Source organism: Spirosoma luteolum, from assembly GCF_054778875.1.
In genome coordinates this window covers 74,461-89,054 of the sequence record NZ_BAAGZE010000006.1, presented here as the reverse complement: position 1 = coordinate 89,054, position 14,594 = coordinate 74,461, and the positions used below count along the sequence as shown (strand labels likewise).

Sequence of the window (14,594 nt, the reverse complement as noted above, 5' to 3'; positions counted from 1 at the left end):
CAGGTGTTGTTAAAGCTTGGTCGGCTCGCTCATGAACGGCTGGCTATACTGGCGCTTGCCCGTGGTCTTGTACAGGGCGTTGGCCACCGCGCCGAAAACGGGCGGGAAGGGCGGCTCACCCAGGCCGGTCGGGTCGAGATCGTTCTGTACGAAGTGGACCTCGATCGTTTTTGGGGCTTCGTTATGCCGGATGATGCGGTAGGTGTCGAAATTCGTTTGCTCGGGCGCCCCGTTCTTATGGGTCAGTGCCCCGTAGAAGGCGTTGCCAATACCGTCGACTACGGCACCCTGCACCATGTTCCGGGCCGACTCCGGGTTCACCACAATGCCGCAGTCCATGGCGCTGAACACGCGCTCTACGTAGGGCTGTCCGTCGCGGCTCACCATATCGACCACGTGGGCCGCGTAGGAGTTATGGCAGAAGTAAGCCGCAACACCCCTGTGGTATTTCTGCGAACCTGGCGTGGATTCGCCCGGCGTGGATTCGCCCGCCTTAGTCCAGCCTGATTTTTCCTGCACCAGTTTCAGTACCCCCGCGTAGCGATCGGGGTCGTATTCATTGTTAGTACCCACCGGTTTTTCTTTGGCCCGTTTCAGCAGATCGAGCCGGAACTCAATCGGGTCTTTACCCATGGCCTCGGCCAGTTCGTCGAGAAACGATTGCTCGGCAGCCGCATTGAAGTTGGAGCGCGGGGCCCGGAAGGCGCCGATGGTGATGTTCGACGGGATCTGCCAGCCTTCGGCCAGGTAGTTGTCGACGGCGCCGGCCGGAAACCGGTTGGCATGCACGGGATGCTCCGGAATGCCGCCCCCCTTCACGTGGAAGGCAATCAAATTTTTATTGGCGTCGAGCGCAGCCCGGTAGGTGGCCGTGTACATGGGTCGGTAGATACCGTAGGTCATGTCATCTTCCCGGGTGTAGATCAGTTTGATCGGCGCTTTGGCCCATTTCGAGATCAGAGCCGCTTCGTAGACGTACTGCCCGTAGGCCCGGCGACCGAAGCCACCGCCCATGCGCGTCATCTGAATCTCGATCTTGTCGGCGGGCAGATTCAGCAGTTTCGACAGCGTTGGCTCAACCCAGCCCGGTGCCTGCAGCGGCCCCGCCAGCACAGCTTTGTTGTCGGTCACGTGGGCGAAGAAATTCATCGGCTCCATGCAGTTGTGAGCCAGAAACGGAGCCGTATAGGTTCGTTCGATGACCTGGGCCGCGTTTTTAAACGCCGTTTCGGGGTCGCCATCCTGCCGCAGCACCTGAGCCGGTTGCCGGGCGTAGGCCTGCATGGTTTCGAGCTGCGACGCGGTGCTTTCAAGCGTCCCTGGCACGGTAACCGTCCGTTTGCCGCTGCGGCCTCCCATCGTATCGGTTACGTCGCCGGCTGGCTCCCACTGTGCCAGTAGTTTCTTGCGGGCATTCATCACCTCCCAGGTCGACTGGCCCACGACCACCAGCAGCTCGTTGAACGTGCGGGTGTCGAAACCGCCCTGCTCGAACCCATCGTCATAGAGTTTCAGGCTGAACACATCCCGGATGCCCGGCATTTTAAGGGCCTGCGTGGCATCGAACGATTTGAGTTTCAGGCCGAACGCGGGTGGGTGCTGGATCATGGCAATCAGCATGCCCTCGGCCTTATAGTCGAGGCCAAAAAGCGGTTTGCCGGTAACAACCTTGCGGCCCTCCACGTTTCTGGTCGGCTTCCGCACAATCGTAAAATCCGCTGGCGCTTTCAGCGGCACGTTGGCCGGTACGGGCAGGAGAGCGGCTTTGGAGGCCATCTCGCCATACGTGGCCGATTTGCCGTTGGCGTGGCGCAGCGTGCCGGCGCTGGTCGTTACCTCGCCAACCGGCACATTCCAGGCCTGGGCGGCTGCTTCGCGAAGCAGCTGCCGGGCGGCAGCGCCGGCCTGGCGGAGGGGTTTCCAGTACATACGCACCGAGTTGCTGCCGCCCGTAAACTGCGGACCAAGCTTCGCGTTGTCGTGGGGCCCCATGGCCACCACCACGTTTTTCCAGTCGGCATCCAGTTCCTCGGCCAGCATCATCGGCAGCGAGGTCATCACGTTCTGACCAAATTCGGGGTTGGGACAGAGCAGTCTGATCACGTTGTCGGGCGTGATCTGGATATAGCCGTTGAGCGATACCCACTGCGGGGGCAGGTTCAGGGCTTTCCGTTTATCGGCAGCTTTCGCGGGCGCAAGCCAGCTGATGCTCAGCATCAGGCCACCGCCAGTGAGCAGCGACGCCTTCAGAAAAGAGCGCCGGCTATGGGTAGTCTTATCCGTTTTCATGGTGACAGGGTTAAGTGGGTTTACCAGACAGCCTTATTTGGCGGCCGCCGATTTGATAGCTTCCTTAATGCGGAGGTAGGTGCCGCACCGGCAGATGTTACCGCTCATGGCGGCCTCAATATCGGCATCGGTAGGGCGGGGGGTACTCTTGAGCAGCGAAGCCGCACTCATGATCTGGCCCGCCTGGCAGTAGCCACACTGCGCCACATCATGGTCGAGCCAGGCCTGCTGCACCGGATGGGTACCGTTGGCCGACAGCCCTTCGATGGTGGTGATGGCCTGCTTGCCCACGACCGAAACCGGCAGCTGACACGACCGGACGGCCGTGCCATCGAGGTGTACGGTACAGGCACCACACTGGGCAATGCCACAGCCGTATTTGGTGCCGGTGAGGTCCAGATGATCGCGCAGCACCCAGAGCATGGGGGTCGACGGGTCGACGTTGACCTGCCGGAGTTTGCCGTTGATTTTCAGATTGAACGTTGCCACGATAGAAGGAGATTGGTCTGAAACAAGATAGGTTTGGGACGGATTAGCCAACAGACAAATATCGCTGGATAGTGCCGGTCAACGGGTAGACAAATTACGGATAATCCTACCAGATTTACCGGTTCGGGCGGGTTAAGTGATTATCTTTCAGAGACGAAGGTAGGGGCGGGGTTAGCCTGTCGGTTACTGCCTGACTAAACAAAACACCTGCACCATGAACATGCATGCCACCGTGGATCAGTTTGTCGATGCCGCGGGCGTCTGGAAAGAAGCCATCACGACATTACGGGCCATCGCGCTCGATACCATACTGGTCGAAACCGTAAAGTGGGGCGTTCCCTGTTACACCTACGAGGGCAGTAACGTGGTGCTGATTCAGCGGTTCAAGGCGTATTGTGGACTGCTCTTTGTGAAAGGAGCCCTGCTGACCGATCCGGAAGGCCTGCTGATCCAGCAGACACCAAACGTGCAGGGCGGCCGTCAGGTGCGGTTCACGTCGGCCGCAGAGGTCGCCCGGCTGGAGCCCGTACTGCGGGCCATGATCGCGGAAGCCATTGGCCTGGAAAAAGAAGGGGCCCGCGTGCCGCTGAAACCCACGGCCAGCTACGACATACCGGTCGAGTTTCAGGCCGTACTCGCCGGGATGCCGGAGCTGCAGGCGGCATTCAAGGCGCTTACACCCGGTCGTCAACGGGCCTGGCTGCTGCATTTTTCGGCGCCCAAACAGGCGCAGACGCGGGAGGCCCGCATCCAGAAAGCACTACCTCGCATCCTGAGCGGCCTGGGAATCAATGACTAAACCTTCGTCGGTACCGGGTGAGCCGACCGGCCCCGGAGTTCCCGCCTACACCTTGCGGATCGGGGGCTGCCCCACCACGGTGAGCTGAAAAATGTCGGGGCGGGCGTAGTGGCCCACCGCGTCGAAGTCGAACTTGCTCCGGGCCAGGTCGGCAAAGTCGAGCGTGGCCGTCAGCAGCCCTTCCTCATCCCAGAGCGGCCCGGCCAGTACGTCACCCAGGGGCGACAGAATCACGCTGCCACCCCGGCACAGGGCGTCGGGCTCATTGGCCAGGGCGTCCTGGTAGGCGGGCGGGTAATCGGCTTTTGTCACGAACTGATTGGCGGCCAGCACGAAGCAGCGGCCTTCCAGCGCAATGTGCTGCATGGTCGACTGCCAGGCCGGGCGGGCGTCGGCGGTGGGAGCCAGGTAAATCTCGATGCCCTGCTGATACAGCGCCACCCGGGCCAGCGGCATGTAATTTTCCCAGCAGATCAGCCCGCCAATACGGCCCAGGTCGGTGTCGAAACTAACCAGCGAGTCGCCGTCGCTCTGTGCCCAGATCATCCGTTCGAGGCCGGTGGGTTTGATTTTGCGGTGCCGGCCCAGCAGCGTGCCGTCGGGGCCGATGTAGAGCAGACTGCAGTGGAGCGAACCGCCAACGGGTTCACGTTCGGTCACACCCAGCCCCACCAGCATGCCCGCCTGCCGGACGGCGTCCTGTAAACGCAGCAGGGGTGGCGTGTCGACCTCGATCGCGCTGTTCCAGTAATCGAGCCACTGGGCCCGGCCGGCGTCGGAGCGCCGGCCAATCACCGCGTCGAAGCGCAGTCCGCGCGGGTAGCCCGGAATAAAGGTTTCGGGAAAAAGCAGCAGCTGACAGCCGGCCGCAGCGGCCCGCTCGATCCAGCCGATGGCCCGGTCGATACAGGCATCGCGGTCGAACAGAACGGGCGTGGCCTGCACCACACCGACGGTTACTTTCTTCATAGGGCTGGCGGACGATAAAGGTCCGAGCCTGCAATGTTCGGAAAAAAACGGGGGCTTCGGCGGGTCGGGCGCGGCCCGTTGGGGCAGAAATCGATAACCAACCGGGGCGGTGGTTGTTACTAGTAAGAGAAGCCACGGGTCGGGCCTATTGCCCGGCTATCAGACTTCGGCATCCTCCGTTACCATGACTACCCAGACGAACGATCTCGACGAACTGAGTATCAATACCATCCGGATTTTATCCGTCGATGCGGTTCAGAAAGCCAATTCGGGCCACCCCGGCCTGCCACTCGGTGCCGCGCCTATGGCCCAGGTGCTCTGGTCCCGCTTTCTGCGTTTCAACCCCCAGGACCCGCACTGGCCCAACCGCGACCGGTTTGTACTGTCGGCCGGGCACGGCTCGGCACTGCTCTACAGCCTGCTGCACCTCTACGGGTACGATCTGTCGCTCGATGACCTGAAGCAGTTCCGGCAGCTTCATTCGAAAACCCCCGGCCACCCCGAGTCGAACCTGACGGCGGGGGTAGAAGTAACGACTGGCCCGCTGGGGCAGGGCTTTGCCAATGGGGTGGGCATGGCCATGGCCGAAGCGTTTCAGGCAGCCCATTACAACCGGGAAGGCCATACCGTGGTCGACCACTATACCTATTCCATTGTCAGCGACGGTGATCTGATGGAAGGCATTGCGTCGGAAGCGGCTTCGCTGGCCGGCCATCTCAAGCTGGGTAAGCTGATTTACCTCTACGATGACAACCTGATTTCGCTCGACGGACCTACCAACCTGGCCTTTACGGAGGACCGTATGAAGCGGTTCGATGCCTATGGCTGGCACACCCAGTCGGTGGCCGATGGAAACGATCTGGCGGCTATCGACGCGGCTATCCGGGCGGCTCAGGCCGAAACCGAGCGGCCTTCGATCATCGCGGTGCGTACCGTAATTGGCTACGGCAGCCCGCAGGAGGGCACCAGCAAGGTGCACGGCAGCCCGCTGGGCGACGAAAATCTGCGGAAGGTCAAAGAATTCTTTGGCTTCGATCCCGATCAGTCATTCGTAGTGCCCGACGGCGTTCGGGAGCATCTGGCCGAGGCCGGCCAGCGCGGTGCCGATCGGCAGGCCGACTGGAACAAGCGGTTTGCGGCCTACAAAGCCGAGTTTGCCGACGAAGCTGCCCTGTTTGAGCTGTCGTTTGCCGGGAAACTGCCCGAAGGCTGGGCCGATAAGCTGCCCGTGTTTACCCCCGACGATAAGGACATGGCCACGCGGCAGGCATCGGGCAAAGCCCTCGAAGCCCTGAAAGCAACTGTTCCATTTCTGTTTGGTGGCTCGGCCGATCTGGCTTCCTCCAACGATATGCCTACCAAAGGCGACGTCAGTTTTCAGCCCGGCCACTACGAGGAGTCGAACATTTGGTTTGGTGTCCGCGAACACGCCATGGGGGCGGCCCTCAACGGCATGTCGCAGCACGGTGGTATCCACCCCTACGGCGGTACCTTCCTGAACTTTTCCGACTATATGCGCGGAGCCATCCGCCTGACCGCGCTGGCCGAGTCGAAGGCGACCTTCGTGTTTACGCACGACAGCATTGCGCTGGGCGAAGACGGTCCCACGCACCAGCCCGTCGAGCAGGTGGTGTCGCTGCGTACCATCCCCAACATTGTCGTGATCCGGCCGGCCGACGCCAACGAAACGGTCGAAGCCTGGCGCGTGGCTATGACCCAGCCCAAAACGCCGGTGGTACTGATTCTGTCGCGGCAGAAACTGCCCGTACTCGATCAGAGCCGCTACGGCTCGGCGCGGGAGGGCGTCCAAAAAGGCGCATACATCCTGAGTGAAGCCGAGGGCGATCCCCAGCTGATTCTGATCGGTACGGGCTCGGAAGTATCGCTGCTGCTGAAGGCGCAAACCGAGCTGAAAACCCAGGGAGTGGCCGCCCGCGTGGTCAGCATGCCGTCGTGGGAACTGTTCGAGCAGCAGGATGAAGCGTACCATCACCAGGTGCTGCCGCCCACGCTGCGGAAACGACTGGCCGTTGAAGCGGGCTCGCCCATCGGCTGGCATAAATACGTAACCGACGAGGGTACCACCATCAGCATGAACCGCTTTGGCTTGTCGGGTCCCGGCGACGACGTGCTGGCTTATTTCGGCTTCACGGTCGATAATGTCGTAAAAACGGCCAAAGCCGTGCTGGACGGCCGCCCCACGGGCATCGAGAAGAAAGAAGTGCTGTCCTAAGGCCGATCGCTCGTTCGTGATCTTTAGATCGGTTATTTATTTCCCAAAAACAGCGCGACCGGTGGCATACACGCTGCCGGTCGCGCTGTTTTGCGCAAAAGGGGGTAATTTAGCCGGCTCGGCCCCCAAACCCTGGCCGCTTACCTACCTATGATGAATCGATTGATGGGGCTGGTCCTGGTCAACTGCCTGACCGTGGGCGGGGTACTGGCGCAGTCCGATTCGGTTCCGACGGCTGTGCAGCAGCTTGTGCAGACGGTGAACCCCCGGAACATTGAAGCCCATATGCGTTACCTGTCGTCGGACCGGCTGGCGGGGCGCAAACCCGGCACCGAAGGCTACGAACTGGCGGCCCGCTACCTGGAAGAACAGTTTACCCGGCTGGGTTTCAAACCGGCCGGCACGGGGGGCACGTTCCGGCAGGCCGTACCGCTTCGCCGGGCGCTCGTAAAAGCCACCCGCAGCAGCCTGCTGATCGGCCGCGCCGGCACACAAACCGCGCTGACATACGGCCGCCAGTTTGTGACCATGCCCGATTTCAACCGGCCCACTGTCGATGTGTCGGCGCCGGTTGTCTTTGTCGGCTACGGCATCACGGCCGCCGAACTGGGCCACGACGATTATGCCGGTGTGGATGTGCGGGGTAAGATCGTGGCGTGTTTCAACGGCGCGCCGGCTGCCTTTCCGCCCAACGAACGGGCCTACTTCGGGTCGGCCAAGGCCGAGATGGCCGCGGCCCACGGGGCAGTGGGGGTGCTCACCTTTAGCCTGCCTACCGATCTGGCCGGCCGAATCGAATCGGCCTCGCCCCGGGCCCGGCAGGCCAGTTACCGCTGGGTCGATGGGCAGGGGCAGGCGCAGCGGACCTACCCGGGCCTGCGCGTGGTGGCCAGCCTGAGCGACTCGACGACCCGGAGTCTGTTCGAGGGGGCAGCCATCGGCTATGCCGAGGCCGTGGCCCGCGCCCGCCGGGGGCAGGTGCAGGGATACCCGCTGCCCGTGACGGTGACGGCCCATACGGAAACCGAACTAAGCGATGGGCTGGTGGGCGAAAATATCGTGGGGCTGCTGCCCGGCTCCGACCCGGTGCTTAAAAACGAATACGTCGTGTACGTGTCGCACCTCGATCATCTGGGTGTGGGCCGGGCCGTGAAAGGCGATTTCATTTTCAACGGTGCCCACGACAACGCTTCGGGGGTGGCCATCAACCTCGAAGTGGCCCGGCTCTACGCATCGCTGCCTAAAGCCCCACGCCGGTCGGTGCTGGTGGTGGGCGTAACGGGCGAAGAAATGGGGCTGCTCGGCTCCGATTATTTTGCCACCAACCCTACCGTGCCCAAAGCCGCGCTGGTGGCCAACCTCTGTCTCGACATGCCGTTTTTCTTCCACCCCCTGCTCGACATCGTGCCCTACGGCGCCCAGCATTCGAGCCTGGGTCGGGCGGTGCAACTGGCCGCGCAGACCGTGGGCGTTCGTATAGCCCCCGATCCCATTCCCGAGCAGGCGGTATTTATGCGCTCCGATCATTTCAGCTTTGTGCGGCAGGGTATTCCGGCCATCTACGTCAAAAGCGGTTCGACCACCGGCGACAGCCGCGACGGTACGCAGCTGAACCTCGACTGGCGGGCCAGCATCTACCATTCGCCCCAGGACGATATGAACCAGCCCTTCGACTGGACGGCGGCCGGGCGTCATGCGCAGCTGCAGTTTCTGATCGGCTACCTCACCGCCCAGGCCACCGACCGACCCACCTGGAACAAGGGCGATTTCTTCGGGAACACCTTTGGCCGGCCGGCGCCGTAGCCACCCTGGGGTGCTGACGGGCCGGGCGTTGCTTGGCCGGCTCCCCGAAAAGAATTTATTTTACAACCGGCGGGGGGCACTGGTCTGTTACCGGTGCCCCCCGCGTGCCGGCATTGCCTGGCTTGAACCCATCCGCTCGTATGTCGACTCCAACGCCCAAGAAGCCGGGTAGCCTCACCCGCACCGTTATCATTGGCCTGCTGATTATTTTCGGCATTGCCCTCATTGTTGGTACGCTCTCGACGCTGTTTCCCTAACGGCCCGTGACGTAGTCGACGGCTTCCAGAATCACCGCGCAGGCCTGCCGGATCTGCTCGTCGGTAATGATCAGGGGGGGCGCAATACGCATGGCGTTGTCGCAGAACAGGAACCAGTCGGTAATGACGCCGTTCTCGATGGCCCGGTCGATAATGGCTTTGAGCTGCGCAAAATCGGCAAATTCAACGGCCAGCATCAACCCCTTGCCCCGAATACCCCGGATAGCGGGGTGAACCAGCAACTGCCGGAACAACTGCCCTTTGGTTTCGGCCTGTGCGTACAGTTGTTCATCACGTATCACCCGCAGGGTGGCCAGCGAGGCCGCGCACGAAACCGGGTGTCCGCCAAAGGTAGTGATGTGGCCCAGCACCGGGTTATTGCGAAACACCTGCATGATGGCGGCCGAGCTGATGAAGGCCCCGATAGGCATACCGCCCCCCATGCCTTTGGCACAGAGCAGCACGTCGGGCACCACGCCAAAATCCTCGAACGCCCAGAACCGACCGGTGCGGCCAAAGCCCGTCTGAATTTCATCGAATACCAGCAGGGCGCCCACCTCGGTGCAGCGCGCCCGCACGGCCTGCAGATAAGCCGGGTCGGGCACGCGGATGCCGGCTTCGGCCCCGATCACTTCCATGACTACCGCAGCCGTAGCCGTCGTAATCTGGCTCAGATCGGCCGGCTCGCCAAACCGGATATGGCGCGTGCCGGGCAATAGCGGCCGGAAATTGCGTTTGAAATTTTCGTCGCCCGAGAGCGAGAGCGCCCCCTGGGTAGCGCCGTGGTAGGCGTTCAGGCAGCTCACCAGTTCGGTGCGGCCCGTGTAACGCTTGGCCAGTTTCATGGCGCCCTCCACGGCTTCGGTGCCCGAGTTGGTGAAATAAACCGTGTCGAGCGGGGCGGGTAGGGTCTGCACCAGGGCGTGGGCCAGCTGGGTCTGGGGCGTCTGCACATACTCGCCGTAGACCATCAGGTGCAGGTATTTATCGAGCTGTTCGCGAATGGCCTGCAGCACCTTCGGGTGGCGGTGCCCCACGTTGCTGACCCCGATGCCCGAGATCAGATCCAGGTACGTTCGGGGAGTGGGTACCGTCGAATAAATATACACGCCTTCGGCCCGGTCGATTTCCAACGCTAGGGGGAAATCGGAGGTCTGGGCTACGTGATCGAAAAATAATTGCCGCTGGGTAAGTACCTGCATGGGAAAAAAACTCAGTATTGCTGTCCGTTTCTAACATCCTCAACGATGAAAACAGTTCTTTTGGCCGGTCTGCTCCTGCTGGGCGCACTGGGCGCCCGGGCCCAGCTTTACCGCATCACCCCTGCCGACCAGGCGCGTCGGGAGTCGTATCTGTTCATGCGCGATGGCACCGTGCTAAAGGGACAGGTGCTGCGGCAGGATAGCAGCCTGATCAGCGTGCGTCGGCGCGGGGGTAGCCTGAGTTTTGTGGAAGCCGATCAGGTGCTGTCCATCAGCGACCGGAAACCCGAGGGGGGGCTGGTCGAGGCTGCCGACGCGGGTTCGGGGCGCCCGCGGCAGGTATTCGTCATGCGCGACGGTGCCCGCGTGGAGGGCACGCTGGTCAAACGCGACAGCGTGATGCTGACGGTGCGCAAACCCGACGGCCGGTTTACGTATTTCGAACCCGAACTGCTGCTTCGGGTCGATACGGTTGGGGTCAACAGCACCGACCCGCTGAAGGGCACCCAACCCCCCGGGGGCGACGCCGTTCCGTTTGCGCCCTGGCTGCTCACCGGCACCAGTGCCCAGCTACCCGCCAAAGGCCAGTTTTACTACCGCAACACCTGGCTGTTGATGAGTAATCTGACCTATGGCATCACCTCGTGGTGGAGCATCAGCACCCGGTTTGTCACGCCCCTGCCGTTTGTCGATCCCGGAAGTACGCTGGTGAATACAGCCAACGTGTATCAGGCCAACAACCGGCTGATTACGCAAATTGGTGCGCGGTTGGCGCCGGGCATACACGTAGCCCTGCTGGCAGGCTTTCGGCGGCCGGCCGGCTTTACGGGGGCCCGGGGCGAGGGAACGCTGCAGGGACTGCTTACACTGGGGGAGGGGCGCGCCACGGCCACGCTGGGCTACGGGCTGATACTGACCTCGGCCCGGGAATTTACTACCCTCAACCCCTGGTCGTCGTCGACTTATCCGCAGACCGTCAGGATCACGACGCCCAACCGATCGTTTGTCACCCTGGGCATCATGCAGCCGATAGGATCCCGGCTCACCTTCGTGAGCGATAACGTAGTGCGGCTCGACAACCTGGCGTATTACGACGATTCGAACTGGAACGCCCAGGTCTCGCTGGCCCTGCGTATCGAACGCCCCCGCCACGCCTTCGATCTGGGCCTGCTGGGCCTCGGCTACAAGGAAAATTACGCGTCGGATAAGGCGGTGCGGGTTTTACCCTATTTCGGGTACAACCTCCGGATTGGCCGGTAGCGCCCCGCCGGGGCACAGGCCGGAGAAACAAATCCTTTTTTTTGCGGGAAACGCATCACCTTTGGCGGGGTAGGCCGATAAATACAGGCCATACCCTGCCGAAGGTGTATCATAACTCCCGCCGTATGTTACGTTATCGTTATTTAGCCCTGTTTTTTTATCGCTCTGTATGGCTGTTCGCCCATCGTCTGGTTACGCCACCGATCAGGAGTTGTACGATGCACTGCGTCGGCGCGACGATCGGGCCTACCAGTTTCTCTACGCCGATACGTACCCTTCCTTTCGTCACTGGATGCTGGCGAACAAGGGGACCGAGATGGACGCCGAAGATGCGTTTCAGAAGGGCATGATGAGTTTGCTGCTCAATGTCGAAGCGGGCAAATACCAGCTGCAGGCCGGCACGCGCATCCGGTCGGTGCTGTTTGAATACAGCAAGCGCATCTGGCTGACCGAACTGGCCTCGGCCCGGGTGCGCCGGAACGATGCGCTGACCGGCACGCCCGAACCCGTCGATACGGCCGATGCGCTGGCCGATCTGGCCCGGCTCGACGTGATTCAGGCCGTGCAGCAGTCGCTCCGGCAATTGAAAGACGACTGCCGGCGCCTGCTCGAATGGTTTTACGTGGATGAGCTGCCCCTGCGCGAAATTGCCGGTAAACTGGGTATTCAGGAGTCGTCGGTAAAATCGAAACGGTATGCCTGTGCCGAAAAATTGAAAGCGTTGTATCGTCAGACTGAGCCATACAAAGGGGCATGAACCTATCCGAAGAACAGTACGAGCTGATTGAGGCTTACCTGAACAACGAACTCTCGGACGCCGACCGGACGCAGCTGGAAGCCGATCTGCAGACCGATGCGGCCTGGCGCCAAGCCGTGTCCGATCAGCGGGCCCTGCGGCTGGGCCTGCAGGCGCTGGCCATTCAGGGCGGCATCGAGCGGGCCCGCGCAGCCTACCAGGCCAGCCTGCCCCCAACGGAAGCGACCACGGCGCCCCTCCACCCGGCATCGGGCAGTACCGGGTGGCCCTATCCCGGGCGGCCCCATCCCGGGCGGCCCCATCCAGGGTGGCCCTATCCAGGGTGGCCCTGGAAACGCTGGGTAGCCGCGGCTTCGGTGGTAGTGGCGCTGGGCGTTGGATATTGGGGCTATCAGTCGACACAAACACCGGCCCCTGAGCTGGCCTACGGGCTCATCCTGCCTGCCGATGAGACCGACGAATTGCTGAAAGCGTTCCCGGCCGAATCGTTCTCGACGGTTGTCCGGGCACAGCTGCTGGCTGCCCTCGATTTCTACCGGGCCGGACAGTACGAGCAGGCGGTCGACCGGCTGCGCACCCTGCCCGACGACCGCCGGACCCGCTACTACAAAAACTACATGCTGGGTCTGAGTAAACTGGCTGGTAACCACCCGGCCGAGGCTATTCCGCTGTTGCAGCAGGCGCTGGGCAGCCCCTCGGCTTCGCTCCGCCAGAAAGCCGACTGGATGCTGGCTCTGGCCTACGTGAAAGACCACCAGCCCGACAAAGCGCGTCCCATGCTGACGCGTATCAGCACGAGCCCGGATAACCCGTTCCGGCAGCAGGCTCAGCAGGTACTGCAGAAAATCGAGTAAGCTTACTGGTTGTACAGCGTGTTGACTTCGTCGGTATTCAGGGCGCGGTTATAGACCCGAATATCGTCGAGCGCTCCGTTGAAGAAGTTGGGCAGCGCCTGGTATTGCGCCCCGAACTTCAGGTCGCCCCCCGGACATTGATCGATCTCGGTAGCCGGCAAATCGTCTTTACTATAGAGCAGCCGGTTGTCGAAGTACATACGCACCGATCGGCCGCTGTAGGCAAACACCAGGTGGTGCCAGGTGTTGACGGGGATGCGGGCTCCGAACGGAAATGTTTGCCAGCCGCGCCCCGCTACGCAGTTGCTGCCTTGTTTGATGTCGGTATTGATGGTAATGCCGCCGGGATCGTTTTCCGTAGGTTTGATCAGCGAGCTATACATCTCGAAGGCGCCATCGCTGTACCGCGATTTATTGTAGATCTGCATGATCCGGGGCACGGCCGCCGGCTTGATCCAGAGGCTGATGGTCAGGTCGTTGGGGCGCAGGGACGGGCTTTCGCTCAGGTAAATAAAATCGTTGGCGCCATCGAGCAGCAGCGCCGAACTGGGTCGGCCGCGGTGATCGGTCGTAAAGGTAGGGCTGCCCACGGGCGTGGCGTGGTTGTTATTGCCGCTCACATCGAGCAGGCTGCCGTCGGTGAACGACAGTGATGCGACCAGCCCCTGCGATACGGTGTCGACGAGGGTGGAAAACGATTCGATGGTGTTGCTGTAAAGCACATCGCCGGTTGCCAGCCGGGCGTAGGAGCGGTAGTAGTAGCGCGTATTGGCCATCAGGCCCGACAGGTTGACTACCGTATTGGCGCCGATGGTGGGGTTGCTGACCGTGACCAGCGTGGCGTTGCCTACATCGGGGGCGTTGGTGGTGGCACTGTAGCAGATGCCGTATTCGACAGCCGCCGGACTGCCCGGGCTGGTCAGGATAAACCCGACGGTAGCCGTGCTGGTGCCTACCGTGCTGGCCGGGTTGATGGCTACGATCGGATTGGCATTGGTCCGGAACGCCTGCGTGGGACTGCTGTAGGCGGTACCGGTCTGGTTGGTCACGTAAGCCCTGACGTAGAAAAACGTATTGGCCGGCAGGCTGCCCAGCGTGAGCGATACCGGCGCGTTGAGAACGGCGGGCACGCCCGCGTCGAGTTGCGGGTCCTTGCCCAGCTCGGGCAGGGGGTTGCTGGTGGAGTAGCAGATGCCGTATTTGGTGATAGCCGCATTACCCGTCGAGGTCAGGGTCAGGACAAATTTGGCCGACGACAGGGTGATGCCCGTTGGGGGCTGGAGCGCAACCCCGGGGAGCACCGCATCGCTGACCGTAACGGTGCGGACGAGGGTTGTTTCGACGCCACAGTCGTTGGTCAGCAGGGCTTTCACGGTGTACGTGCCCGAGGCTGAGTAGGTATGGGGGGTGGTGGTGGCCGTGGTGACGAGGGTGGTTCCGTTGCCGAAATCCCAGGCAATTTTGTCGATGGTGCCGCTGGTATTACTGATCGTAAAATCGACTTTGCGTTGCTGAATCAGGGCGTCGAGGGTACCGTTGGGTTTGAGGCAGGTGCGCTGAGTTTTCCGCAGGGGCAGTTCCCAGTTACTGCAGGCCCACAGGCTTACCCCCAGCAGCAGGAGCAACCATCCGTTGACAGCAGTAGCGTAAGATCGGGTCATGACAGGGTAAGAACGTTGAGT

11 protein-coding genes are annotated in these 14,594 nt (G+C 61.9%); 6 read left to right on the top strand and 5 right to left on the bottom strand.

Features of this window, described 5'->3' with window-relative positions; translation table 11 throughout:
• Nucleotides 1-9 precede the first annotated feature (9 nt).
• Together ACYVAC_RS10905 and ACYVAC_RS10900 are read right to left on the bottom strand one after the other, a co-directional pair.
• A complete protein-coding gene (locus ACYVAC_RS10905) occupies nt 10-2,289 on the bottom strand; it encodes a xanthine dehydrogenase family protein molybdopterin-binding subunit (RefSeq protein WP_461097684.1) in 2,280 nt (759 codons plus the stop codon).
• A 33-nt stretch (nt 2,290-2,322) separates the two neighbouring features.
• Nucleotides 2,323-2,778 (bottom strand): (2Fe-2S)-binding protein, encoded by a 456-nt coding sequence (locus ACYVAC_RS10900; RefSeq protein ID WP_461097683.1) that lies wholly within the window; start codon nt 2,776-2,778, stop codon nt 2,323-2,325.
• A gap of 214 nt (nt 2,779-2,992) precedes the next feature.
• Here ACYVAC_RS10900 and ACYVAC_RS10895 point away from each other — a divergent pair, with 214 nt between their 5' ends.
• The gene (locus tag ACYVAC_RS10895; protein ID WP_461097682.1) at nt 2,993-3,577 is read left to right on the top strand and encodes a YdeI/OmpD-associated family protein; all 585 of its coding nucleotides are present in this window, start codon (nt 2,993-2,995) and stop codon (nt 3,575-3,577) included.
• Nucleotides 3,578-3,622: 45 nt separating this feature from the next.
• On the opposite strand, the gene ACYVAC_RS10890 is transcribed toward ACYVAC_RS10895, so the two are convergent.
• A complete protein-coding gene (locus ACYVAC_RS10890; RefSeq protein WP_461097681.1) occupies nt 3,623-4,546 on the bottom strand; it encodes a carbon-nitrogen hydrolase family protein in 924 nt (307 codons plus the stop codon).
• A 184-nt stretch (nt 4,547-4,730) separates the two neighbouring features.
• On the opposite strand from ACYVAC_RS10890, the gene tkt reads away from it, so the two are divergent.
• Together tkt and ACYVAC_RS10880 are read left to right on the top strand one after the other, a co-directional pair.
• Nucleotides 4,731-6,779, top strand: coding sequence for a transketolase (tkt, locus tag ACYVAC_RS10885; protein ID WP_461097680.1), 2,049 nt, complete (start codon nt 4,731-4,733; stop codon nt 6,777-6,779).
• 150 nt (nt 6,780-6,929) lie between these two features.
• The gene (locus ACYVAC_RS10880; protein WP_461097679.1) at nt 6,930-8,582 is read left to right on the top strand and encodes a M28 family metallopeptidase; all 1,653 of its coding nucleotides are present in this window, start codon (nt 6,930-6,932) and stop codon (nt 8,580-8,582) included.
• Nucleotides 8,583-8,835: 253 nt separating this feature from the next.
• On the opposite strand, the gene ACYVAC_RS10875 is transcribed toward ACYVAC_RS10880, so the two are convergent.
• On the bottom strand, nt 8,836-10,041 hold the full coding sequence (locus ACYVAC_RS10875) for an aspartate aminotransferase family protein (RefSeq protein ID WP_461097678.1): 1,206 nt from the start codon (nt 10,039-10,041) through the stop codon (nt 8,836-8,838).
• Nucleotides 10,042-10,086: 45 nt separating this feature from the next.
• Between ACYVAC_RS10875 and ACYVAC_RS10870 the strand changes: the two genes are divergently transcribed.
• From ACYVAC_RS10870 to ACYVAC_RS10860, 3 genes are all read left to right on the top strand, one after another.
• The gene (locus tag ACYVAC_RS10870) at nt 10,087-11,301 is read left to right on the top strand and encodes a hypothetical protein (RefSeq protein WP_461097677.1); all 1,215 of its coding nucleotides are present in this window, start codon (nt 10,087-10,089) and stop codon (nt 11,299-11,301) included.
• Between the two features lie 169 nt (nt 11,302-11,470).
• Complete coding sequence (locus tag ACYVAC_RS10865; protein WP_461097676.1) at nt 11,471-12,058, top strand: RNA polymerase sigma factor; 588 nt, start codon at nt 11,471-11,473, stop codon at nt 12,056-12,058.
• Complete coding sequence (locus ACYVAC_RS10860) at nt 12,055-12,912, top strand: hypothetical protein (RefSeq protein WP_461097675.1); 858 nt, start codon at nt 12,055-12,057, stop codon at nt 12,910-12,912. The genes ACYVAC_RS10865 and ACYVAC_RS10860 overlap by 4 nt, the downstream gene beginning before the upstream one ends.
• A 2-nt stretch (nt 12,913-12,914) precedes the next feature.
• Here the strand turns inward: ACYVAC_RS10860 and ACYVAC_RS10855 are convergent, their stop codons facing one another.
• Complete coding sequence (locus ACYVAC_RS10855) at nt 12,915-14,573, bottom strand: LamG-like jellyroll fold domain-containing protein (protein ID WP_461097674.1); 1,659 nt, start codon at nt 14,571-14,573, stop codon at nt 12,915-12,917.
• Nucleotides 14,574-14,594: the final 21 nt, after the last annotated feature.

Bases quoted from the DNA above. Each gene is read 5' to 3' on its own strand.
- ACYVAC_RS10905 (WP_461097684.1), bottom strand. From the start codon at position 2,289: ATGAAAACGGATAAGACTACCCATAGCCGGCGCTCTTTTCTGAAGGCG.
- ACYVAC_RS10895 (WP_461097682.1), top strand. From the start codon at position 2,993: ATGAACATGCATGCCACCGTGGATCAGTTTGTCGATGCCGCGGGCGTC.
- ACYVAC_RS10890 (WP_461097681.1), bottom strand. From the start codon at position 4,546: ATGAAGAAAGTAACCGTCGGTGTGGTGCAGGCCACGCCCGTTCTGTTC.
- tkt (WP_461097680.1), top strand. From the start codon at position 4,731: ATGACTACCCAGACGAACGATCTCGACGAACTGAGTATCAATACCATC.
- ACYVAC_RS10880 (WP_461097679.1), top strand. From the start codon at position 6,930: ATGATGAATCGATTGATGGGGCTGGTCCTGGTCAACTGCCTGACCGTG.
- ACYVAC_RS10875 (WP_461097678.1), bottom strand. From the start codon at position 10,041: ATGCAGGTACTTACCCAGCGGCAATTATTTTTCGATCACGTAGCCCAG.
- ACYVAC_RS10870 (WP_461097677.1), top strand. From the start codon at position 10,087: ATGAAAACAGTTCTTTTGGCCGGTCTGCTCCTGCTGGGCGCACTGGGC.
- ACYVAC_RS10865 (WP_461097676.1), top strand. From the start codon at position 11,471: ATGGCTGTTCGCCCATCGTCTGGTTACGCCACCGATCAGGAGTTGTAC.
- ACYVAC_RS10860 (WP_461097675.1), top strand. From the start codon at position 12,055: ATGAACCTATCCGAAGAACAGTACGAGCTGATTGAGGCTTACCTGAAC.
- ACYVAC_RS10855 (WP_461097674.1), bottom strand. From the start codon at position 14,573: ATGACCCGATCTTACGCTACTGCTGTCAACGGATGGTTGCTCCTGCTG.